Consider the following 22820-nt stretch of genomic DNA (forward strand, 5'->3'; position numbering starts at 1 on the left):
GCCCAATTTGGAATGCAACTCATTCTAATGTCGCGGATTGCGCTTTTTCGATGCGGTCTCACGCGGCGCGCATATCCTGCCGGCCTTCGGTCAGTGCGCGCGTCAGATCGGCCAGGCTGTCGAGCGAATGGCAGGCATGGAACCGGTCGACATGGGGCATCATCGCGCGGATGCCGCCGGCGAGCGGCGCGAACCCGTCATAGCGCAGGAGCGGGTTCAGCCAGATGAGCTGCCGGCACGACAGGTGCAGCCGCTCCATCTGGGCCGAGAGCAGGTCGGCGTCGCCGCGCTCCAGCCCGTCGGTGATCAAAAGAACCACGGCGCCCTGGCCGAGCACGCGGCGCGACCATTGCCGGTTGAACGTCTCGATCGCCACGCCGATGCGCGTGCCGCCCTCCCAGTCCGTCGCATCGTGACCGACCGCCGCCAGCGCCCGGTCGGGGTCTTTGAGGTGAAGCGCGCGGGTGATGTTGGTCAGATGCGTGCCGAAGGTGAAGGCGTGGACATGGCGCCAGTCGCGCACCCGCGCCCAGGTCAGCGCGTGCAGGAAATGCATCATCATCCGCGAATAGGTGCTCATCGATCCGGAAATGTCGCACAGGGCGACAAGGTCCGGCGGCCGCTCGCGCGGTACGATGGTGACGACCCGCTCGATCTCGCCGGCGCGGCGCAGCGACCCGCGCATGGTGGCGCGGAAATCGGGCCGGGTTCCGACCGGCGAACGGCGCGCGCGCCGCGTGCGAACCGGGCGGACGGGCAGGCGCATCGCCTCGATGGCGCGCGCGGCGCGCGCCAGCTCGGTGGCGCTCATCTGCTCGAAATCCATCGCCCGCAGCGTCTCGGTTTCCGACCAGGACAGTTGCGCGTCGATCTCGACCTCGGTGCGCACCGGCGCGTCGGCAGACGCCTTGGGCGCATCGCCCAACGCCTCGGAGGCGCGCCGTTCGGCGGCCTTTTTCTTCTTCTCCTCGGTCTCGCCCCGGATCATCGGCGACAGAAGGCGGATCATCTTTTCGAGATATTCGGGATCGCGCCAGAACATGGTGAACACCTGGTGGAAGACGTCCAGATGCTCGGCGCGGGTGATCAACGTCGCGCGCAGCAAATGGTAGAAATCGTCGCGCCGTGAAAAGCCGGCGACCGCCGCCGCGCGCACCGCATCGCGGACCTGGCTGGTGCCGACCGGCACGCCGGCCTTGCGCAGGGCGCGGGCGAAATGAACGATATTGTCGGCCAGACGGCCCTTGGCGGGCTTTTCGGCGGCGGGCGCCCCGGCCATCAGCTGCCGGTGTCGGCGAGCTTCGCCCGCGCCTCGTCGAGAATGCGCGTGACCTCGGAGCCGGCCATGCGGGCAATGTCGTCCTGATATTTGAGGATCGCCCCGAGCGTGTCGGAAATCACCTCGGGCGACAGCGCGACCGTGTCAAGCGCGACAAGGCACTTGGCCCAGTCGATGGTCTCGGCAACGCCGGGGTTCTTGAACAGGTCCGCCCCGCGCAGACCCTGGACGAAGGCGACGATCTCCGCCGAAAGGGTTTCGGTCGCTTCGGGCACGCGGGCGCGCAGGATGTCCATCTCGCGCTCGAAGTCCGGATAATCGACCCAGTGATAAAGGCAGCGGCGCTTGAGCGCGTCATGGACCTCGCGCGTCCGGTTGGAGGTCAGGATCACCAGCGGCGGCTCGTCCGCGCGGATCGTGCCAAGTTCCGGGATCGTCACCTGATAGTCCGACAGGGCTTCGAGCAGGAACGCCTCGAACGGTTCGTCCGTGCGGTCGACCTCGTCGATCAGCAGGACGGGCGGGCCCTCGGCGTGCGGCTCCATCGCTTCCAGAAGCGGCCGGCGGATCAGGAAGTCGCCGGTGAACAGCTCCTGCTGCAACAGGTCGCGGTCGGCGTTGCCGGCGGCCTCGGCGGTTCGGATGGCGACCATCTGGGCCGTGAAGTTCCACTCATAGATCGCCGACGCGGCATCGAGACCCTCATAGCATTGCAGGCGGATCAGCCGGCGGCCGAGGCCGGAGGCGAGCGCCTTGGCGATCTCGGTCTTGCCGACGCCGGCCTCGCCTTCAAGAAAGAGCGGCTTGTCGAGCGTCATCGACAGGAAGGCGACGGTGGCAAGGCCGCGCCCGCAGACATAGTTCTCGCCGGCAAGAAGGGCGATCGTCTCGTCGATCGAGACCGGCGCGGGCGTGGCGGTCGTGTTGGCGGCATCCATCATGACCACAAGAGTTAGCGGGCATGCCGGCGCCTGTCCATTGCGCCAAGGGCGCAAACGCCTTGCCGCCCGATGGCAAAGCGATACAATCGCCAGCATCATGCTGACACGCGCACAAACCGTCCCGCCGCTCGATTTCGGGCCCAACCGCGCGCCGCTGGCCGCACTGGCGACGGCGCAAGAGGACGGCGTTCTGGCGGTCATCACCCGCACCGAAGGCCCCTCCTACCGCCCGGTCGGCGCGGTGATGGCGTTCCTGGCGGACGACATGCGTATCGGCACGCTGTCGTCGGGCTGCATCGAATCCGATCTGGCGCTCCATGCCGCCGAAACGCTCGACACCGGGACGCCCAAGACCGTGCTCTACGGACGCGGTTCGCCCTATATCGACATCCAGCTTCCCTGCGGCGGCGGGCTTGAAATCCTGCTGGTGCCGCGGCCCGACAAGGAGGCGCTCGCGAGAATGATCGAAACGCTCGACGCGCGCCGGCCCGCAACGCTCGTCATCGACCGCCAGACCGGGCAGATCGAAGAGCAAGAGGATGCGATTGCGTCCGAGAAGGGCCGGTTCGCGATCACGTTCGAGCCCGAACTGCAGTTCTTCATCTTCGGCAAGGGGCCCGAAGCCAGCACATTCGCCGGACTGGTCCAGTCCGCAGGCTATCCCAACCTTTTGCTGTCGCCCGACGAGGAAACGCTCGAAGCGGGCCGCGCGGCGGGGTGCGCCACGCATCATCTGGTCTCCAAGGGCGTGCCATCGGGGGTCGCTCCGGACGGCTGGTCGTCGGTGGTCCTGTTCTTTCACGATCACGACTGGGAACCGCCGATCCTTGAGAGCGCGCTCGAAACCGATGCGTTCTATATCGGCGCGCAGGGCAGCAAGCGGGCGCGCGATGCGCGCCTGGCCGAACTCGAGGCGATGGGCGTTGCGGCGGAGGCACGCGAGCGCCTGCACGGGCCGATCGGGCTGGTGCCTTCGGCGCGCGATGCGCGCACGCTCGCCGTCTCGGTTCTCGCCGAGGTGCTGGCCGTCGCCAAAGCCGCCGCATGAGCCGATGCGGCCTTGTCCTGGCGGCCGGGCGGTCGGCGCGGTTCGGCACCGAAAACAAGCTCCTGGCATCGTTCCGGGGCAGGCCGCTGGGCGCCCATGCGGCGGAAACCATGGCTGCCGTTCCGCTCGATCACCGGCTGGTCGTGGTCGCCGACCCTGCGGTCGCCGCGCTGTTCGAGGATTTCGACGTGCTGACGATCCAAGGGCCCGACGCACCGCAATCGGCGAGCCTGGCGCTCGGCGCCCGGCACGCCATGCAACTGGGCGCGACACGGCTGCTCGTCGCGCTGGCGGACATGCCGCTGGTGAACGCCGCACTGATGGGCGCGGTGCTGAACCGCTGCACCGATGACAGCCCATCGGCGGCGACCGACGGCACGCGCGCCATGCCGCCCGCCTGTTTCGGCGGCACACGGATCGACGCGCTCACGAAACTGTCGGGCGATCGCGGCGCGGCCTTGCTGCTTGCGGACCTGCCGCCCGACCGTCTTGTCGCGGCTCCGCCGGGCATGCTGGCCGATGTCGATACCGTCGCCGACCTTGACCGGATGCGTGCCGGGACGGATTGAAGCGCCGGACCGCGCGGCATCAGTGGGCGGCGAACAGGGCCTCGGCGTCCACCTTGCCGCCCCTTGGGCGGGTGTCGAGGCCGCGGAGGGCGGCCCCGTGGCGGCGGGCGACCGCATCGGCGGCGATCCGAACATCCTCGATCGCTTCGGCGAGCCGGCCGTGGAACCGCGGATCGGATGCGCCCATGGGCGCGATGTCGGAAAAGCGCAGGCGCCGGGGCAATGCGATACCGGCGGCTTGAAGGGCCGCGATCAGTCCATCGGCCAGAGCCGCGCGGCTTTGCGCGCCGCGCTGGAAATCGGTGACGTGAACATCGCCGCCCAGCGGCCGCTTGACCCGGACCCAGAACATCGGATCGCGCGCGCAGGCAACCTTGATGGCAAACTCGTCCACCGAGACCGCGTGCGAGAGGGTCGCTGCGCGGTCCTGCCGCGCCCGATCCAGGCTGATGATGTTCCCCGCCATGCGAACCGTCCCGATGCCCACTGCCGGTCTTACAGTGCCGGCTCTGGCGACGGCGCTCAAGCTTATGGTTGACAAATGGTTAACGCGCCGGCGGCAAGCACGGCACGATCGCAGCCCGTTACGGACTTCGGGACGGTTCCTGACTGGTGAAGAAATGGTGCCCGGGGGCGGATTTGAACCACCGACACGCGGATTTTCAATCCGCTGCTCTACCCCTGAGCTACCCGGGCACGGGCGTTCGCGATCACAGGATCGGCCGGGCCGGAGGCCCGCTCAGAACGCGCGGGTTATAGCACCAAATACGATGCTGTCCAGACGAGCCCAACCGCTTTTTTGCCGGCCGCCGGCGTTGGGGAATTGTTGATCGGTTTGCCGCACACTGGCGCCACGATAGGCCAATCAGGCGGGCGGATCATGGCGGGACAGACCGACGACACCAAACAGGACGGCTTTGGCTGGGGCATCTGGGCGACCGGCGCCATTGCGGCGCAGTTCGCCGCCGATCTCGACCATGTGCCGGGCGCGCGCCGCGCAGCGGTGTGCTCGCGGTCGATGGAGACCGCGCAGGCCTTTTCAGCCAAGCACGGGTTCGCATCGGCGCATGCCGATCCGGACGCGTTTCTCGCCGATCCGGCGGTCGATGCGGTCTATATCGCCTCGCCCCATACCGAACATTGCGCGCAGGCGCTTCGGGCCATCGCGGCGGGCAAGCCGGTGTTGATCGAAAAGCCGGTGGCGATGACTTCGGTCGAGGCGCGCACCATCGAGGACGCCGCGCGCAATGCCGGCGTGTTCGCCATGGAGGCGCTTTGGACGCGGTTCCTGCCGGCCGTGCAGCGCGCCAAGGCGCTGATCGACGATGGCGCGATCGGCACCGTGCGCCGTGCCGAAGCCAGCCTCTTGTTCCACCGCCCGTTCGATCCGGAGCACCGCCTGTTCGATCCGGCGCGCGGCGGTGGGGTGCTGCACGATCTGGGCGTCTATCCGCTGTCGCTGGCGGCGTTTCTTTTGGGGCCACTCGCGCTTGAGCGGGGACGCTGGCAGGCCGCGCCGACCGGCGTCGACCGGGCGGCGGAGGTGGCGCTGACCTGCGGCAGCGTGCCGTTCACCGCCAAGGTCGGTTTCGTGGAGGACCCGGCCGCGGAGGGGCGCAACGATTTCATCGTTTATGGCGAGACGGGCACGCTGCGGATCGACCGGCATTTTCTGTCGGGGCCGTCGCTGACGCTGTGGGACAGGCCGCTCGAGACCACGCCGGACCCGCGCGGATGGGGCGAGAAGCTGGCGCGGCGTTTGCCCATGCCCGGCCGTACGGTCATGGATTTCGCCCGTCCCTCGCGCGGGCTGAACTTCCAGGCCGCCGCCGTGCAGGCGGCCATCGCCCGCGGTGAGACCGCCCATCCGGCGATGCCGCTGTCCGACAGCGCGGCAGTGCTTGCAATCATCGAACAGGTGCTGGCCGCCCCGCCGGAGAACTGATCGCGTCAGGTCCGGTCGGGTGCGCCCTCGAATTCCTCCACGATGCCCATGAAGCGGCGCATGAACTCTTCCATATAGCCAAGACCGCGCTCGAACTCCTCGGGATCGGGCAGGCCGTCGCGCTCGATCGCCGATCCGGCGCCGGAATTGAGCCGCCGCTCAAGTACCGCGACCCGCGCTTCGAGAGCGTCCAGCGCATCGAAGAAGGCGGCGCGCTCGTCGGCGCCCAGCCGGCACACCACCTCGTCGCCTTCCAGCGCGCAGACCGACATCTCGCCGGTCTCGGTGTCCATGCGCACGAAACCGTCCTCGGTCGGTTCCATCACATAGCGGCCCGCGTCGGCGGCCACCGGGCCCGCCATGACGGTCAGGGCGGCAAGGCTGCCGCCGATGATCATTGCTCTCATCTGTTCCTCCTTGGCCGGTGCGCGGCCGGCATGTCCCTTTGCCGCTTTGTTTCCCACGACATTGCGCGGAATTTGTGATGGCCGGTGGACAAGGCGCGGCGGAACGCAAGCCGGTCTTCCGCCGGCACGGCGACCGGTCTAAAGGGTCGGCATGGGCACGCTCATCTACAAGATCGCGACGCGGGCGCAATGGGCCAAAGCCGAGGCCGATGGTGTCTTTGCCGGCGCGCCGATCGATCTGGCGGACGGCTACATTCATTTCTCGACCGCCGACCAGGCGCGGGAGACCGCCGCCAAGCACTTTGCCGGGCAAAACGATCTCCTTCTGGTCGCGGTGCGCGCCGAAGCGCTGGGCGCGGCTCTCAGACATGACGTCTCGCGCGGCGGGGCGCTGTTTCCGCATCTTTACGCGCCGCTCGACCTGACCCATGTCGCCTGGGTGCGACCGCTGCCGTTGGGCGATGACGGCGCGCACATCTTCCCGCAAATGGACGCGTGATGCGCGATCGCCTGACCGATCGGCTCGGGCGCTGGCTGATGTTCCGCTTCGACCCGGAGACGGCGCACGGGCTGGCGATCAAGGGGCTGAAGTCGGGATCGCTGCCCGCACGCCCCGCCGATGCCGATCCGCGTTTGGCCGTTGCGATGGCGGGCGTCGCCTTTCCCAATCCGCTCGGCGTCGCCGCCGGGTTCGACAAGAATGCCGAGGTGCCCGACGCGCTTCTCAGGCTCGGTTTCGGCTTTACCGAGATCGGCACGGTGACGCCGCGCGCCCAGCCGGGCAACTCCAAACCGCGCATCTTCCGGCTGACCGGGGACCGCGCCGTCATCAACCGGCTGGGCTTCAACAATGACGGTCACGGCGCGGCCTGGCACCGGCTCGATGCGCGGCACGACACGGGGATCGTCGGCGTCAATATCGGCGCCAACAAGGATACCGACGACAAGGCCGCCGACTATGTGGCCGGGCTCGAGCGGTTCTATGCGCTCGCCGCCTATTTCACGGTCAACATCTCCTCGCCCAACACGCCGGGACTGCGCGATCTGCAGACGCGCGGCGCGCTAGCCGATCTTCTGGCGCGCGTCGGCGAAGCGCGCATGAGGCAGATCGAGGAGACGGGCCGGCGCGTGCCGGTCCTTTTGAAGATCGCACCGGACATCACCGAGGCCGATCTCGACGACATCGTCGCCGAGGTGCTCGACAAGGCGATCGACGGGATGATCGTCTCCAACACGACCCTGTCGCGGGCCGGGATTTCCGACGATCCGGGCGAGGCGGGCGGGTTGTCCGGCGCGCCCCTGTTCGAGCGCTCGACCATCGTGCTGGCCAAAGCGCGCCAGCGCGCCGGGCCGGATCTCGCCCTGATCGGCGTGGGCGGTGTCGACAGCGCGGAAACGGCGCTCGCCAAGATCGAGGCGGGCGCCGATCTGGTGCAGCTCTATACGGGCATGATCTATCGCGGTCCGACGATCGCCGGGCGCATCTGCGCAGGCCTTTCGGACGCACTCGACGCGCGCGGCGCCGACCGGATCGGCGATCTGCGCGATCTCAAGGTCGAGGACTGGGCGTCGAAACCGATCCCGCCGCAATAGGTTCAGCCGAAGACGCGCCGCGCGCGCGACGGCAGGATCGCCAGCAGCGTCAACCCGCGCAGGCCCAGAAACAGGTTGAGCGCGAACCACAGACCGTGATTGCCGAAGACCGGCGTCAGCCCGTAGCCGGCGGCGATGAAGACGGCCAGCGACAGCAGCATCATGTTGCGCATGTCGACCGACCATGTCGCGCCGATATAGACGCCGTCCATCTGGAAGGCGAGGACGCCGGCGATGGCGGTAAAGGCCGCCCAGACAAGGAAGATGCGCGCCTCGGCCCGCACCTCTTGGGCCGTGGTCATGATCTCGATGAACCAGTTGCCGGCCACCAGCACGACCAGCGTCGTGAAGCCGGCCAGCACGAACCCCCAAAACGCCGTCAGCCGGACAGCGCGCCAGAACGGCTTCGGATGGCGGCCGCCGACGGCGCGCCCGACCAGCTGTTCGGCGGCAACGGCGAAACCGTCCAGATAGTAGCCGGCGATGAAGAAGAAATTCATCAGGATGGCGTTGGCCGCCAGCGTGACCGCGCCGAACTGCGCGCCGATGCGCGTGAACAGCGCGAAACTGGCGACCAGGGCGAAGGAGCGGATCATGATGTCGCGGTTGAGGACGATCAGCGCGAGGAAGGACGGCCGGTCGAGGATGCGCGCCCGGGACGGGGCATGGCGCCTGTCGAAGCCGCGCCACAGCCAGACGAGGGCGCCGATGGCGACGACACTTTCGCCGATGACGGTCGCCCAGGCGACGCCGGCAACGTTCCATTCCAGCCAGAGGCCGAGCGCGATCGACAGGACGATGTTGATGCCGTTGATCAGCGACTGAACGATCAGCGCCGCGACGGCCCGCGCCTGTCCCAGCAGCAGGCCAAGGACCGCATAGTTGACCAAAGTGAACGGCGCGGCGAGGAAGCGGATCGTCACATAGGTGCGCGTTGCCTCGGCCACTGCATCGCCCGGCGCCATGAACCACAGGCCGACGTCGCGGATGACCGGCGCGAGCGGCAGCAGAAGCAGCCCGCCGACGAGTGCGATCAGCACCGCGCGCCAGAAGACGGCCTGCTGCTCGGTTGCGTCGCCGCGCCCGACCGCCTGGGCGACGAGACCGGTCGTGCCCATGCGCAGAAAATTGAACATGATGAAGACGACATCGAACAGGATGGCGCCGATCGCCAGGCCGCCGATGAGCGCTGCGTCGCCGAACTGGCCGACCACCGCCGTGTCGACAATGCCGAGCAGTGGCGTCGTCAGATAGGCGAGCGTCATCGGCACGGCGATGGCGAACACCATGCGATTTGTGACCTCGAATTCCGAGGCGTCTTTGCTCCGGGCCGGATCAAGTGCGGACATTGCCATGCCCTGCCCGATGGGATGCTGCCGGACAAGCCGACAATTGTATCGGTGACAAGGCTGCCGACAGTTTGACTTCGGCCATGCGATGCTTACCTGCGGAACAATGCCGCTGCCGATCCTGCACAATCCCGCCTATGACGCGCTGTTCGATCCCGAGCACCGGTTTCCGATGGGCAAATATGCGCGTCTGGCCGAAGTGCTCATCGAGGACGGGCTGGCCGCGCCCGGCACCTTCATCGTGCCCGCGCCGGCGCCGCGCGACTGGGTCAAGCTGGCCCATGACGACACTTACGTGGATCAGGTCTATGCGTTCGACGTGCCGCGCGCGATCGAACGCGAGATCGGTTTCGAGGTGACGAAACGCACCTCGCTGCGCGCGCAATGCGCAACGACCGGCACGGTACTGGCCGCGCGGTTGGCGCTGGAACACGGCATTGCCTGCAACACGGCGGGCGGCAGCCATCATGCCCGCCATGCCCAGGGCGCCGGCTTCTGCACGTTCAACGATGTCGCGGTTGCCGCGCGGCTGCTGCTTGCCGACGGCGAGATTTCCAGCGCGCTGGTGCTCGATCTCGACGTTCACCAGGGCGACGGCACGGCGGAGATCTTCGCCGCCGACGCACGCGTCTTCACCGCATCGATCCATGCCGAGAAAAACTATCCGGTGCGCAAGAAGGCCTCCGACTTCGACCTCGGCCTGCCGGACGGAGTCGGCGATTCAGCCTATCTCAAAACGCTGGCGCTGGTGCTCGAGGAACTGCGGGTCCGTGCTCCGTCACCCGATATCGTCTTCTACAATGCCGGCGTCGACGTGCATGGCGAGGACCGGCTGGGCCGGCTGGCGCTGACGAACCATGGCATCGAGCGGCGCGAACGGATGGTGATCAGCCATTTCCGCATGCGCGGCATTCCCGTATGTGGCGTGATCGGCGGCGGCTATTCGCGCGATGTCGACGCGCTGGCACGCCGGCATGCGCTGCTGCACCATGTCGCCGACGAGTTTTCGTTCAGCGTTCCGACCGGTAGCTCAAAAGCCGCGCGAGGATAAAGAGCGGAATGACGATGCTGGCGCCGAGGATCAGCCAGTCGCCGAAACGGCCGAGCGCCGCCCAGCCGCTTTGCCACAGATTGACGGCGAAGTCGCGCAGGCCCCACCAGATGTCGAGCGGCGCGAGGCCGAAGACATTCATCACCGCGCCGACCAGAAACGACACCACCACCAGCTTGATGACCGTTCGACCGACCGTGTCGCCAAGGACCTGACGTGTGTTCATGCGCCCGTGCTCCGTTGTTCGAGAGCGGACCTAAGCGGCAAATGCGGCAACCGCAAGGGCGTCAGTCGAGCATCGCTTCAAGCGTTTCGAGCCGGTCGGCCTCGAAGGGCGGCTTGTCCCATCTGAGGCGCGAGATGCGCGGAAAACGCATGGCGACGCCGGATTTGTGGCGTGTCGAGCGGTTCAACCCCTCGAATGCGACTTCCAGCACCAGCCCGTGATCGGGCTCGGCGCGCACCGACCGCACCGGGCCGAAACGCTCAACCGTGTTGTCGCGCACGAACTTGTCGATCTGTTTGAGTTCCTCGTCGGTGAAGCCGAAATAGGCCTTGCCGACCGGCACGAGCGCGGGGTCGTCGGCTTCGCCGGTCCAGACGCCGAACGTATAGTCGGAATAAAAGCTCGACCGCTTGCCGTGGCCGCGCTGCGCATACATCAGCACCGCATCGATCAGGAAAGGATCGCGCTTGAACTTGAACCATGGCCCCTTGGGCCGGCCAGGGACGTAGATGCTGTCCCGGCGCTTGAGCATCAATCCCTCGATGATCGGGGCCGGCGGCGCGTTGCGCTTTGCCGCGACCTCCTCCCAGATCTTGAACGGCACGAGCGGCGACAGGTCGAACCGGTCGGCCGGCAACGTCGCGACAAAGGCTTCAAGCCGGGCGCGGCGGGTCTCGAACGGCAGCGGCCGCAAATCGTCCCCGCCCTCCTGCAGGAGATCGTAAGCGCGCACGAAGGCCGGGAATTTCGCCTGCTGTTTGGCCGAGACGGTCTTTCGGTTGAGGCGCTGCTGGAGATCGCCGAACGTGCCGGGGCGGATCGCGCCATCCTCGAAATGGCCGACCAGCAGTTCGCCGTCGATCGAGCCTTCGAAATCCATCGCGGCAAGAAGATCGGGAAAAGAGCGGGAAATGTCGTCGCCGGTGCGCGAATAGATGCGCGCGACGCCCTTTTCGGCGGTCGCCTGCACGCGGATGCCGTCCCATTTCCATTCGGCGCAATAGTCGGCCGGATCGTAGCGGGCGAGGTCTTCGGTATCGGCCGGGTTGGCCAACATGACGGGCCGGAACGGCGCGGCGGCGGCGCTTTCGGGCTTGGGTCCGGTGCCGTCGAGCCATGCGAACAGGTTCGTATAGGGGATGGCGAGCCCGTGCCAGAGTTCCTCGATCTCGGTGACGTCCTTACCGCCGAAATCGGCCAGCGCCTGCTTGACCAGCCTCGACGAAACGCCGATGCGCATGCCGCCGGTGATCAGCTTCAACAGCGCGTAACGGCCGGGCGGATCGAGCGCGTCGAGCCAGCGCTCGACCAGCCGCGGCCCGTCCGAGCGGGAGGAGATTTGGAGGGTTTCGACGATGGTGGCGAGGGGGAGGTCCGCATTCTTCACCTCCCCCTTGAGGGGAGGTCGGTGAGGATCGCGCAAGTGAGCCGAACCGGGTGGGGGTTCTTCACCATCGCTTACCCCCACCCCGACGCTGCGCATCGACCCTCCCCTCAAGGGGGAGGGTGACGGGCGCTCTTCCTCAGCCGGCCAGATCAGGGACACCGTCTCGGCCAGGTCGCCGACGAAATCGTAGGAATAGCCGAACAGGACCGGATCGACCCGCGCCTCGACCAGCGCGCGGATCATCGCCGGCTTGACCGAGGGAATGTCGAGATCGCGGGTGATGGCGGCGATCGCATAGCCGCGATCGGGATCGGGGGTCGCGGCTATGTAATCGACGATCAGCCGGAGCTTGGCGTTGCGCGATGGCGTGAGAACAAGGGCGTCGAGGAGGGCGGCGAAGGGTTTCATGGCAATAACCCCCACCCTTCATCCCTCCCCACAAGGGGGAGGGAAGACTTCGACATACCGCCACATTGGCTCACAATTCGAGCCTGGACCGAATATCGGTCCGACCGATGCGGTGCTCCTGTCTTCCCTCCCCCTTGTGGGGAGGGATGAAGGGTGGGGCAAAGCCGAACCATCACTCCGCCTCGTCCTCATAGCCGACCAGATTGAGCGGTTTGGCCCTGATCTGAGAAAGCTCGCACCAGCGTACCAGCGCCTCCTCGCGGCCATGGGTCACCCAGACCTCGGAGGCGCCGGTATCCCGGATGGTCTGGGTCAGTTCGTCCCAGTCCGAATGATCCGACAGGATCAGCGGCAGTTCGACGCCGCGCTGCTTGGCCCGCTGGCGCACGCGCATCCAGCCCGAGGCGAAACAGGCCACCGGATCGGGAAAGCGCCGCGCCCATTTGTCGGCGAAGGCCGAGGGCGGCCCGACAATGATCTTGCCGGCAAACTGGTCCCTGGCGCCCTTGTCGATGGTCGCCGGCGCCAACGGACCGAGATCGATGCCCTGCCTCCGATAGTAGGTGCAGAGCTTTTCCATCGCGCCGTGAATGAAGATGGTCTCGGCGTATCCGGCCTTGCGGATCAGCGCGATGACCCGCTGCGCCTTGCCGAGCGCGTAGGCGCCGACCAGATGCGCCCGCTCAGGGAAGCGCGCGACGCTGTCGAGCAGCCGCGCGATCTCGCCGCCATCGTCGGGATGGATGAAGACCGGCAGCCCGAAGGTCGCTTCGGTGATGAAGACATCGCAGGGCACCACTTCGAAGCCCGCGCAAGTGGGATCGGCGCGGCGCTTGTAGTCGCCCGAGGCGACGATGCGGGTGCCACCGGCCTCGACGGCGATCTGCGCCGAACCGAGCACATGACCGGCCGGGTGGAACGAGACGGTGACGCCGTTGATGGTGACCGCTTTGCCGAGCGTCGCCTCCTGCGTGGCGCCGGCGAAATTCTCCCCGTAGCGGATGCCCATAATGTCGAGTGTTTCACGTGTGGCCATCACGTGGGCGTGGCCGGCGCGGGCATGGTCGGCATGGCCATGGGTGATCAGCGCACGATCGACCGGCTTGACCGGGTCGATGAAAAAGTCGCCCGGCGGGCAATAGAGCCCCTTGTCGGTCGGGTGCAGCAGCTTGTCGGGTTTCATGCTCCGCAAGATAGATGCCGACCTTTTTCACGCAAGGCGCATTGCAGAACTTTTCGGGAACGCTAATCTCCCCGCCAATGAGCGTCATCGACACATCGCGGCCGGCGCAGGCCGACATGTTTGCCCTGCCCAGACCTTTCGTCGACTGGTTCGCGACCAAGGGCTGGCAGCCGCGCGCGCATCAATTGGAGCTTCTGGCCAAGGCCGAGGCGGGGCTGTCGACGCTTTTGATCGCGCCGACCGGCGCCGGCAAGACGCTGGCCGGGTTCCTGCCCGCGCTGACCGATCTGGCGCGGCGCGGCAAGCCGAAGCCGGGCTCGATCAGGCCGGGCGTCCACACGCTCTATATCTCGCCGCTGAAGGCGCTCGCCGTCGATATCGAACGCAATCTCGGCGTGCCCGTGGGCGAGATGGACCTGCCGGTCACCATCGAAACCCGCACCGGCGACACGCCCGCCTCCAAGCGCCAGCGCCAGAAGCTGGCGCCGCCCGACATCTTGCTGACAACGCCCGAACAGGTGGCGCTGCTGTTGTCGCACAAGGATGCCGACCGGTTCTTTGCCGATCTGCGCTATGTGATCTTCGACGAGTTGCATTCGCTGGTTACCTCCAAGCGCGGGCAGTTGCTTTCGCTCGGTCTGGCGCGATTGCGGATGCTGCAACCGGAACTCCAGACGATCGGCCTTTCGGCGACCGTGGCCGAACCGGACGAGTTGCGGCGGTGGCTGGTGCGGCGGGCCTCCGGCGCGGACGCCCTGTCCGAACTGATCACCGTCGATGGCGGGGCGACGCCCGAGATCACCATTTTGAAGTCCGACGACCGCATTCCCTGGTCCGGCCATTCGGCGCGCTATGCGCTGCCGGACGTCTATGAGGCGATCAAGGCGCACGGCACGACGCTGATCTTCGTCAATACGCGCAGCCAGGCCGAGCTGATCTTCCAGGCGTTGTGGACGCTGAACGAGGACAGCCTGCCGATCGCCTTGCATCACGGTTCCCTCGATGTCGGGCAAAGGCGGCGCGTCGAAGCGGCGATGGGCCAGAGCGCGCTGCGCGCGGTCGTCGCCACCTCGACGCTCGATCTGGGCATCGACTGGGGCGATGTCGATCTGGTCGTCCATGTCGGTTCGCCCAAGGGCGCCAGCCGGCTGGCGCAGCGGATCGGCCGCGCCAACCACCGGATGGACGAACCGTCCAAGGCAATCCTCGTGCCGGCCAACCGGTTCGAGGTGATGGAATGCCAGGCCGCGCTCGATGCCAACTATCTGGGCGCGCAGGACACGCCGCCGATCGAGCCGGGCGCGCTCGACGTTCTGTGCCAGCATATTCTGGGCATGGCATGTTCGGCGCCGTTCGATGCCGACGCTCTTTATGCCGAAGTGACGGGCGCTGCGCCTTATGCGGACCTCGACCGTCGGACCTTCGACCGTTGCGTCCATTTCGTCGCCCATGGCGGCTATGCGCTGCAATCCTATGAGCGCTATGCCAAGATCAAGCAGACGAAAGACGGCACTTGGCGCATCGCGCACCCGGCCGTCGCCCAGCAATACCGGCTGAACGCCGGCACCATCGTCGCCGCGCCGGAGCTGATCGTGCGGCTGGTGCGGCCGGGTGCCGGCGGCAAGGGGCGCGGCGGGCGCGTGCTCGGTAAGATCGAGGAGATCTTTCTCGAACAGCTTGTCTATGGCGACACGTTCCTGTTTGCCGGCAAAGTACTGCGCTTCGAGGGCATCCGCCAGAGCGAGGCGTTTGCCTCCAACGCGCCGACCCTTGAAGCAAAAGTGCCCGCCTATATGGGCGGCAAATTCCCGACCACGACCTATCTGTCGGCCCAGGTGCGCAAGATGCTGGCCGACCCGGCGCAATGGCATCGGCTGCCCCCGCAGGTCTCCGAATGGCTCGGCTACCAGAAGCAGAATTCGGTGGTGCCCGGCGCCGACGACATGCTGGTCGAGACCTTTCCCCGCGGCGAGCGCTTCTACATGGTCGCCTACCCGTTCGAGGGGCGGCTTGCGCACCAGACGCTGTGCATGCTGCTGACGCGGCGGCTGGAACGCGCCAAGGCGCGGCCGATCGGCTTCGTCGCCTCCGACTATGCCGTGGCGATCTGGGGCCTGAAAGACATGGGTGCGATGATAGGACGGGGCGACCTGTCGCTGACCGAATTGTTCGCGCAGGACATGCTGGGCGACGATCTGGAGGCCTGGCTCGACGAGAGTTTCGTCTTCAAGCGCTCGTTCCGCTATTGCGCGCTGATCGCCGGGCTGATCGACAAGCGCCATCCGGGCAAGGAGAAGACCGGCCGGCAGGTCACCGTCTCGACCGACCTGATCTACGACGTGCTGCGCACGCACGAGCCGGACCACATCCTGCTGCAGGCAACCCGCAACGATGCGCGGGCCGGCTATCTCGATGTCGGCCGGGTGAACGCGCTGCTGGCTCGCATCAAGGGGCGAATCGTGCATAAGGGGCTGGACCGGATTTCGCCGCTGGCGGTGCCGGTGATGCTGGAGATCGGCAAGGAGCCGGTGATCAGTTCGGAAACCGGCGACGCGCTGATGGCCGAAAAGGCGTTGGCAACCGAGGCGCTGGTGCGCGAGGCGATGGGCGAGGACATGCTGGACTGATGCGACCGGCCCTGAAAACACCGCAGATGATGCAGGCCGGCGAGGCGCTGACGATCGATTTCGGCGGCGAGCGCGTGCTGCTCGATCCGGCGGGCATCGCCTTTTTTCCGGACACGCGGATGCTTGTCGTGTCCGATCTGCATCTTGAAAAAGGAGCGTCGTTCGCGCGGCGGCGCATCTTCCTGCCGCCCTATGACACGCCGGCGACGCTGGCCCGGCTTGCCGCGCTGGTCGCCAAATACGAGCCGGCCATCATCGTCAGCCTGGGCGACAGCTTTCACGATGATGAGGCCAGCGAACGCCTGTCTGCCGACACGGCGAACGCGATCGAAGCGCTTTGCGCCGGGCGCACCATGATCTGGGTGACCGGCAATCACGACCCGTCGCCGCCGGCGAACATGCCGGGCGACAGCGTCGACAGTCTGGCCGCCGGCGCGGTCACCTTCCGCCACATCGCGCAACACGGCCATCCCGGCTGCGAAGTCTCGGGCCATTACCATCCGGCGGCGATCCTGCGCGGGCGCGGCAAGACGGTGCGCCGGTCCTGTTTCGCGTCGGACGGCGCGCGGCTGATCATGCCGGCCTTCGGCGTCTATACGGGCGGGCTGAACGTGCGCGACAGGGCGCTCAGCGGGCTGTTCGATCTCGGCGCCTTCCGCGCCTACATGCAGGGCACAGACCGCATCTATCCGATCGGATGGCGCGACCTGATCGGCTGATCGGCTTCAGATGATCCGCGACAGCGCCGCCAGCAGCATCGTCGGCGCGACGAGCAGCGTCAGCGTCGCCCGCAACAGGCCGAACCAGGCCGGCGCTTCGCCGCGCGCGACCAGCGCACGATCCCACCAGCCCATGGCCGCAAAGCCGATCGCATACATGACGAAGCCCCATGGGCCGGGCGCGAAAAACGCCGCCCAGGCCCAGAGCGATGGAACGACTGACAGAAGGAAGACGGGAATGACGGCCTGCTGATCGGGCGCATTGACCACCATGCCCCAGCGAATGCCGCCCAGAAACGACAATATGATCGCCGCATAGACGTTGAGCGCGGTCAGGCCGAGCGTCTGGGCCAGGGTCGCGCCTGGCACGAACTGCGCGCCGGTCAGGACGGCGAACGGCACAAAACCCAGAAGCGCCAGCATGAACGGGGCGCGGCTGGCGATCTGTTCGGCATCCTCGTCCTCGACCATGGTCAGTCCTTCCTGAAGACGATGCGGCCCAGCCAGCCGACGAACAGGGCCAGCAGCACCGAGGTCAGACCATAATAGAGCGATTGGGTTCGGGCAAAGTCGGACACGGCATACTCGAAACCGGCCTTGGCGATGCGCAGCGGCGCCTCGGTCTGGCCCACCAGCTCGCCGTTGCGGAACAGATAGGCGCGGGCGCGGTGCTGGCCGAGCGGAACGTTGGCCGGCAGGGCCAACTCGGCGCGAAACAGCGATTGCGAGATGAACCGCACGCCGCCGGGAAACTCTTGATAAAGACCGTCACCGCGTTTGAGGCGCCTCAAGGCAGAGGTGAACTGCTCGACTTCGCGGGCCTGTTTCTTGTCGGGGTGCGGCTGGACGCGGATCTGTCCGACGCCGAGCGAAAGACGTGCCAGCGTGTCCAGGCTCGTGATGTCGCGCGCCAGCCGGGTCGACGCGATCAGATAGGATTGCGGCGTGTTGTCGAAGGACTGGCTTTCGACATTCATCCAGATGCCGAACACGCGGTCCTTGCGGCGCGCGACCAGCTCCGATCGCGGTCCTTCCAGGATAACGAAGATGTCGTAGCGGCCCTGCCGGTGGACGAGCGGATCGACATTGTCGATCGCGCCGAAGATCGTCAGGGCCTGACCGGTGAAATCGGAGGTGATGGCGACGGTTTCGGTCGACAGGCCGATCTCGATGCGCTCGGGCACCCGCGCCTGCTCGGCGGCGTTGGCCGCGGCCGCCGCATCGGTGTCGCCGACCGGCGCCGCTTCCTGCGCCGCTGCCGGAGTGCCGGTCAGCCCTGCTGCGAGGGCGACGAGGATGACGGCGCGGCGCAGGCCCATCTCAAAGCACCCCGCCGACGGTCAGCGTGAACAGTTCGTCGGGGACGATGAAGAGCGTATAGGCCAGACGCAGCGCCACCAAGAGAACCAGAATGGCGAGCATGGCGCGCAGCTGCTCGCCGCGCAGGCGCTGGCCGGCACGGGCGCCATATTGCGCGCCGGCGACGCCGCCGATCATCAGCAGCAGCGCCAGCATCACGTCGACGGTCTGGTTGGTCACCGCCTGGACGACGGTCGTATAGGCGGCCACGAAGATGATCTGGAACAGCGAGGTGCCGATGACGACATTGGTCGGCACCTTGAGCAGGTAGATCATGGCCGGCACCATGATGAAGCCGCCGCCGACTCCCATGATGGCCGCCAGCATGCCGATCACCGCGCCAAGACCGAGTACCGGGATGACACTGACATAGAGCCGCGATGTCTTGAACCGCATCTTGAATGGCAGTTTGTGCACCCAGGTGTGCTGGCCCGGCCGGCGCAGCGACACCACCTCGCCCGAGCGCGCGCGGCGCAGCGCCCTGACGCTCTCGAACAGCATCAGGCCACCGACCGTGCCCAGGAAGACGACGTAGAGGATGGAGACGATCAGATCGAGCTGGCCAATGCCGCGCAGCAAGGAGTAGACGTAGACGCCCATCGTCGATCCGATCAGGCCGCCGGCGAGAAGCACCGCGCCCAGCTTGAAGTCGACGCCGCCGCGCTTGAGATGCGACAGGACGCCGGAGACCGAGGAGGCGACGATCTGGTTGGCGCCGGTGGCGACCGCCACGGCAGGAGGGATATTGTAGAAGATGAGGAGCGGCGTGATCAGAAAGCCGCCGCCGACGCCGAACATGCCCGACAGGAAGCCGACCGCCGCACCCATGCCCAAAAGAACAAGAATGTTCACGGACATTTCGGCGATCGGCAGATACAGCGCCACGGTTCACTCCAGAGCGGACGGGTTGGCCGCACCGCGCGACAAGGCGGGGGCTCGCTCCGTCATGCGCCGGGCATGGTGGCGAGTCAATCGGAAGGCCGGGTCATGGTAAGCGCCGGCGCGCTGACGGGCGGTCAGCTTTCGGTCTGCGCCAGCGCCAGGAGGTTCTCGACCAGGCTCTGGTCGACATTTCCGGTGGCCGGAAGGCCGTTGTCGCGCTGGAAGGCGATGATCGCATCACGCGTCTTCCGGCCCATCAGCCCGTCAACCGGGCCCGCATCATAGCCATTGTCGTTGAGGATCGCCTGGATGTTGGCCACGGCGCGGCGCATGTCCTCGTCGGAGATGGGGGCGGCGGCGGCCGTCACGGTGTCGCCGGTCTGCCAGGCCTCCGGCACATCGACCCTGTTGGCCCTTTCGTCGATGGGCTTTGCGCGCCAAAGGGCGGTTGCGCCGCGTGCGGTTTCAAGCTGGTCGGGACGCAGCACGTTGGCGATGTCGTCGCGTTTGGCCGCGGCGTCCTCGTCGCCGCTCTGCGCGGCCAGCGCGAACCATTTGTAGGATTCGCCGAGATCCTGCGGCATGCCCTGGCCCTTGGCCGCCAGGATGCCGAGATTGAACTGGCTGTCGCGGACGCCCAGTTCGGCGGCACGCAGGAACCAGCGCGCGGCGGAATCGAAGTCCGGCGGGCCGTCGGCGCCGCTGGCGAACAGGACGGCCAGATTGTGCATGGCGCTTGCGTTGCCCTGTTCGGCGGCAAGCTGGTACCAGGTCTTGGCCGTGGAGAAATCGCGCTCGGCGCCAAAGCCCTTCTCGTAGAAATTGCCGGTCCGGTATTGGGCGGGCGCAAAACCGAGTTCGGCGGCGCGTTCATACCATTTGAGCGCCTCCGAAAGGTCGCCGTCGCCGCCGCGCGCGGCATCGGCCAGCCGCTCGCCGACGACATAGAGCGCCATCGCATCGCCCTCGGCTACGGCTTCGCGCAGCGCCACGGACCCCACATTGCCCGGCAGATCGTCGAACGACGTGACCGTAGCCGTCTCGACATCTTCGACATCGGGGGTTTCGACCGGATCGGGCGCGGCGGCCGCAAGTTCGGGCGCCGCCATGCCGGCCGCGTCCGGTTCGGCGGCGGCATCGGCCTCGGCGAGCACGTCGCGCGAGGGCGTCGTTTCCGATGCGGCGATTTCGGACGCTTCGGCGGAGCCGTCTTCGTCCGGAAGGGTCTCGACGATGGCGGGCGGTTCAGGCGCCTGCGCGACGACCGCCTCGTTTCCCGGTGCGATGAAGCCGCGCACAAGCGGCACGGCCAGAATGGCCAACAGGATCGCGCCGGCCGCCATCAGGATCGGCTTGCGCCGCCGGGAAATCGCGCCGACGATCGATCCCGATCCGTCTTCGCCCGGCGCGGGAGACCCGCTCGTCATCGCGCCGGCATCGGCCGCGGCGGCTTGCGCGGCGCGGCGGGCGGCGGCGATGAAATCCGATTTGCCCGTGTCGGCGCCCGGCCCAGACACCTCGCCGGGCAATGCAGGCGCCGATCCGGCGCCCTTCCGCTCGGCCCTGACGCGGGCCATGATGTCGGCCAGCGCCAACTGATCCCCGCCCGGCTCGATCGGCTGGTCATCGACAACCGGCGGAAGCGCGTCGCCCTCGTCGGAAAAGGATTCGGCCATGTTCGCCGGTGTCTGCTCCTTGCGTCCGCGACCAAGCGGCAGGCGACCGGCAACGGATTTGAGGAAGGATGGGCGGTCGGCCGCCGGCGCCGGCTCCGGACGTTCGCCGAGCGCAAACAGGGCCGCATCGGCGGCGGCGCGGGCCGGAGACATTGGCGCGTCCTCGGCGTGGTCGCCGGGCTCGACGCTGTCGAAGACGGTTTCCAGCGGAGGCGCATCGTCGATGTGCATGGGTGCCGCCGCAGGCATGGGCGCAGCCTCCGGCATCGGCGCGGAAGGCGCTCCGGAGCCTGGCGTTGCCCTGATCTTGTCCTCCAGACTGGCGAGATGATCGACCACCTGAAGCAGCGTGTCATGGATGGCTTCGAACGTTTCGGCGTTGCGCGAATCGGTATCGCGCGCCAGCGACTCCAGCGTCCGCAGATCGCCGGTCAGCTTTTCAAGCGTCTCGGGCATGGCGTTTTCGCCGCCGGCCGCCACCATGCGGCTCGCTACCTCCTCGGCCGCCGTGCGGGCCGCGGTCCAGATGCGCTCCTCGTCGACGGAGGTCGATCCGCCCCGTGCAAGAGCGGCGGACAGATCGGCGATCTGGCTTTCAAGATGGGTGGTGTCGACCGGGGCGGCCGAGGCGCTGCCGCTGGCGAGCATGGCGGCGATCTGGTCGAGACGCTGATCGAGCTGGGCGATGGACGGAACCGACTGCTGGGCCTGCTCGTTCTGGTCGATCCGCCGGGCGATCTCGGTCATGCGGTCGTCGACGGACCGGACGACGTCCTCCGCAGACCGCTCGGCAAGCGCGTTGGCCGACCTGATCTGCGCGTCGATGGCCGCCAGGCGTTCATCGAGTTCGGAAACCGCGAACCGTGCCTGACCGTCGCCCAGTGTTTCAGCGCGAGCCAGGGCATCCAGGCTATCGGCGATCGAATCGATGCGCGCATTGAGCATGTCCATCGCTTCGCCGGACACGGTGCCGGGGGCGACACCGAGCCGCAAGCCGTCGATGCGTGCCGCCAGTTCCTCGAAGCGCTCGCCATAATCGACCGGCGGATGATCATGTGCATAGGCATCGATCTGGTTGGCGAGCGCGGCGATGCGCGCCTCGACCCGCTCGATCGCGCCGGTGTCGAGGCCGGCCGGTGCCACCGGCGCCATGGCGCCGATCGCACGGCTGATCTCGTCGAGCCGCGCGTCGAGATCGTCCAGTCCGGCGGGGACCGCGACCGCGCTGCGCAAGGCGACCTGCTCGACGGCTTCGGCCAGCGCGCGCAGATGTTCTTCCAGCATGTCGAGATGAAGGGTGCGCGGCAGGTCACCGATCCTGTCGTGCATGTCCTCGAGCCGGGCGGATACGGCGCTCAGATCGTCGCGCGAGGCAAGCGAATCGGGAAGCGCGGCAATCTCACGCTCGATGACCGTCCAGCGCTCGGTCAGATCGCGCAGCGTGTCCTCGCGGGCGAGCGCGGCGACGCCGTTTTTGAGCTGCTCGATCTCGGCGCGCAGATCGCCGGCCTCGACGGAAACGGCCGTGCCGGCACGGAGCGCCGTCGCGCGTGAGGCCGATCCTTGCGCGGCGCGCTTGCCGCGCATCTCGTCGCGCAGCGCCTCGAACCCACCGGCGGATGCGGTCATTTCACGGCTGACGTCTTTCCGCAAGCGGCCGATTTCGTTGCGCAACGCGTCCGCGCGCCTGTCGCGCGCCGGCCGTTCGGGCCGCCTGCCAAGCCCCGCTTCGACTTCGCTCCGTCGCGCCCTGATGGCGGCAATGTCGCGTTCGACGGCGGGGCGCGACGACCGGGCTGGCGCCTTGGGAGCAGGTCCGACGCGCTGTTCGAGCGCGATCAGCGCATCCTGCAGGCGCTCAAGCGTGCCAGTTGAATCAAATCGGCTTTCGGCCTGATCGTAGCGGTCGCGCATGGAGTGCCTGCTTCCTCAAAGAACGGGCCGCCGCCGAACGGCACCATAAAGAACACCGCCGGAAGACGCGCATAGACACGGAAAGGCGAACCGGCGTCACCGACTCTTTAACCAACGTGGTAAACAACGCGTTAACCCGGCCCGATTGGGCCCGATGCAACCTGTGGTCGATATCGCCGGACCGTGATGTAACCCTGACGTAACAGCGCGAAACCTTCACTGCGCGGTACCGCTTCTTCAAACAGGGGCTCAACCGG

Annotated in this window: 20 protein-coding genes and 1 tRNA gene; 8 read left to right on the forward strand and 13 right to left on the reverse strand. The window is 67.3% G+C overall.

Annotation, left to right across the window (positions count from 1 at the left end; all coding sequences use genetic code 11):
• Positions 1-58: 58 nt before the first annotated feature.
• Positions 59-1279: a vWA domain-containing protein gene (locus DEM25_RS04405; RefSeq protein ID WP_109767740.1), complete on the reverse strand. Its 1221-nt coding sequence runs from the start codon at positions 1277-1279 to the stop codon at positions 59-61.
• Positions 1279-2217: an AAA family ATPase gene (locus tag DEM25_RS04410; RefSeq protein ID WP_109767739.1), complete on the reverse strand. Its 939-nt coding sequence runs from the start codon at positions 2215-2217 to the stop codon at positions 1279-1281. Before DEM25_RS04410 ends, DEM25_RS04405 begins: the two co-directional genes overlap by 1 nt.
• 100 nt (positions 2218-2317) lie before the next feature.
• Between DEM25_RS04410 and DEM25_RS04415 the strand changes: the two genes are divergently transcribed.
• Together DEM25_RS04415 and DEM25_RS04420 are read left to right on the forward strand one after the other, a co-directional pair.
• Positions 2318-3268 carry an XdhC family protein gene (locus tag DEM25_RS04415; protein WP_158585161.1) on the forward strand — a complete coding sequence of 317 codons (951 nt, stop codon included), beginning with the start codon at positions 2318-2320 and terminating at the stop codon, positions 3266-3268.
• Positions 3265-3837, forward strand: coding sequence for a nucleotidyltransferase family protein (locus DEM25_RS04420; RefSeq protein ID WP_109767737.1), 573 nt, complete (start codon positions 3265-3267; stop codon positions 3835-3837). Before DEM25_RS04415 ends, DEM25_RS04420 begins: the two co-directional genes overlap by 4 nt.
• A gap of 19 nt (positions 3838-3856) precedes the next feature.
• Here the strand turns inward: DEM25_RS04420 and DEM25_RS04425 are convergent, their stop codons facing one another.
• Positions 3857-4324, reverse strand: coding sequence for a hypothetical protein (locus DEM25_RS04425; protein WP_109767736.1), 468 nt, complete (start codon positions 4322-4324; stop codon positions 3857-3859).
• 134 nt (positions 4325-4458) lie between these two features.
• A tRNA-Phe gene (locus DEM25_RS04430) sits at positions 4459-4533 on the reverse strand.
• 184 nt (positions 4534-4717) lie between these two features.
• Between DEM25_RS04430 and DEM25_RS04435 the strand changes: the two genes are divergently transcribed.
• Positions 4718-5782 (forward strand): Gfo/Idh/MocA family protein, encoded by a 1065-nt coding sequence (locus tag DEM25_RS04435; RefSeq protein ID WP_109767735.1) that lies wholly within the window; start codon positions 4718-4720, stop codon positions 5780-5782.
• Between the two features lie 5 nt (positions 5783-5787).
• Here the strand turns inward: DEM25_RS04435 and DEM25_RS04440 are convergent, their stop codons facing one another.
• Positions 5788-6189, reverse strand: coding sequence for a hypothetical protein (locus DEM25_RS04440; protein WP_109767839.1), 402 nt, complete (start codon positions 6187-6189; stop codon positions 5788-5790).
• A 151-nt stretch (positions 6190-6340) separates the two neighbouring features.
• Between DEM25_RS04440 and DEM25_RS04445 the strand changes: the two genes are divergently transcribed.
• A complete protein-coding gene (locus DEM25_RS04445) occupies positions 6341-6688 on the forward strand; it encodes a DUF952 domain-containing protein (protein ID WP_109767734.1) in 348 nt (115 codons plus the stop codon).
• A complete protein-coding gene (locus tag DEM25_RS04450) occupies positions 6688-7782 on the forward strand; it encodes a quinone-dependent dihydroorotate dehydrogenase (RefSeq protein ID WP_120222632.1) in 1095 nt (364 codons plus the stop codon). Before DEM25_RS04445 ends, DEM25_RS04450 begins: the two co-directional genes overlap by 1 nt.
• Before the next feature lie 2 nt (positions 7783-7784).
• On the opposite strand, the gene DEM25_RS04455 is transcribed toward DEM25_RS04450, so the two are convergent.
• A complete protein-coding gene (locus DEM25_RS04455; protein ID WP_109766881.1) occupies positions 7785-9131 on the reverse strand; it encodes an MATE family efflux transporter in 1347 nt (448 codons plus the stop codon).
• A 106-nt stretch (positions 9132-9237) separates the two neighbouring features.
• On the opposite strand from DEM25_RS04455, the gene DEM25_RS04460 reads away from it, so the two are divergent.
• Positions 9238-10182, forward strand: a complete 945-nt coding sequence (locus DEM25_RS04460) for a histone deacetylase family protein (RefSeq protein ID WP_109766882.1) — start codon at positions 9238-9240, stop codon at positions 10180-10182.
• Here the strand turns inward: DEM25_RS04460 and DEM25_RS04465 are convergent.
• From DEM25_RS04465 to DEM25_RS04475, 3 genes are all read right to left on the reverse strand, one after another.
• Positions 10142-10408: a DUF6460 domain-containing protein gene (locus DEM25_RS04465; RefSeq protein WP_109766883.1), complete on the reverse strand. Its 267-nt coding sequence runs from the start codon at positions 10406-10408 to the stop codon at positions 10142-10144. The genes DEM25_RS04460 and DEM25_RS04465 overlap by 41 nt on opposite strands.
• Before the next feature lie 61 nt (positions 10409-10469).
• Positions 10470-12203 (reverse strand): cisplatin damage response ATP-dependent DNA ligase, encoded by a 1734-nt coding sequence (locus DEM25_RS04470; RefSeq protein ID WP_109766884.1) that lies wholly within the window; start codon positions 12201-12203, stop codon positions 10470-10472.
• 172 nt (positions 12204-12375) lie between these two features.
• Complete coding sequence (locus DEM25_RS04475; RefSeq protein ID WP_109766885.1) at positions 12376-13386, reverse strand: ligase-associated DNA damage response exonuclease; 1011 nt, start codon at positions 13384-13386, stop codon at positions 12376-12378.
• Between the two features lie 77 nt (positions 13387-13463).
• Between DEM25_RS04475 and DEM25_RS04480 the strand changes: the two genes are divergently transcribed.
• Positions 13464-16013 carry a ligase-associated DNA damage response DEXH box helicase gene (locus DEM25_RS04480; RefSeq protein ID WP_109766886.1) on the forward strand — a complete coding sequence of 850 codons (2550 nt, stop codon included), beginning with the start codon at positions 13464-13466 and terminating at the stop codon, positions 16011-16013.
• An 11-nt stretch (positions 16014-16024) separates the two neighbouring features.
• Positions 16025-16732 carry a ligase-associated DNA damage response endonuclease PdeM gene (gene pdeM / locus DEM25_RS04485; RefSeq protein WP_439650663.1) on the forward strand — a complete coding sequence of 236 codons (708 nt, stop codon included), beginning with the start codon at positions 16025-16027 and terminating at the stop codon, positions 16730-16732.
• 6 nt (positions 16733-16738) lie between these two features.
• On the opposite strand, the gene DEM25_RS04490 is transcribed toward pdeM, so the two are convergent.
• From DEM25_RS04490 to DEM25_RS04505, 4 genes are all read right to left on the reverse strand, one after another.
• Positions 16739-17203 carry a DUF3429 domain-containing protein gene (locus tag DEM25_RS04490; RefSeq protein WP_109766888.1) on the reverse strand — a complete coding sequence of 155 codons (465 nt, stop codon included), beginning with the start codon at positions 17201-17203 and terminating at the stop codon, positions 16739-16741.
• Between the two features lie 2 nt (positions 17204-17205).
• A complete protein-coding gene (locus tag DEM25_RS04495; RefSeq protein ID WP_109766889.1) occupies positions 17206-18051 on the reverse strand; it encodes a TIGR02186 family protein in 846 nt (281 codons plus the stop codon).
• Position 18052: 1 nt separating this feature from the next.
• Positions 18053-18976, reverse strand: a complete 924-nt coding sequence (locus DEM25_RS04500; RefSeq protein WP_109766890.1) for a sulfite exporter TauE/SafE family protein — start codon at positions 18974-18976, stop codon at positions 18053-18055.
• Positions 18977-19107: 131 nt separating this feature from the next.
• A complete protein-coding gene (locus tag DEM25_RS04505; RefSeq protein ID WP_109766891.1) occupies positions 19108-22563 on the reverse strand; it encodes a peptidoglycan-binding protein in 3456 nt (1151 codons plus the stop codon).
• Positions 22564-22820 lie beyond the last annotated feature (257 nt).

It is taken from the genome of Oceaniradius stylonematis, from assembly GCF_003149475.2.
Taxonomy (GTDB): Bacteria; Pseudomonadota; Alphaproteobacteria; order Rhizobiales; family Rhizobiaceae; genus Roseitalea; species Roseitalea stylonematis.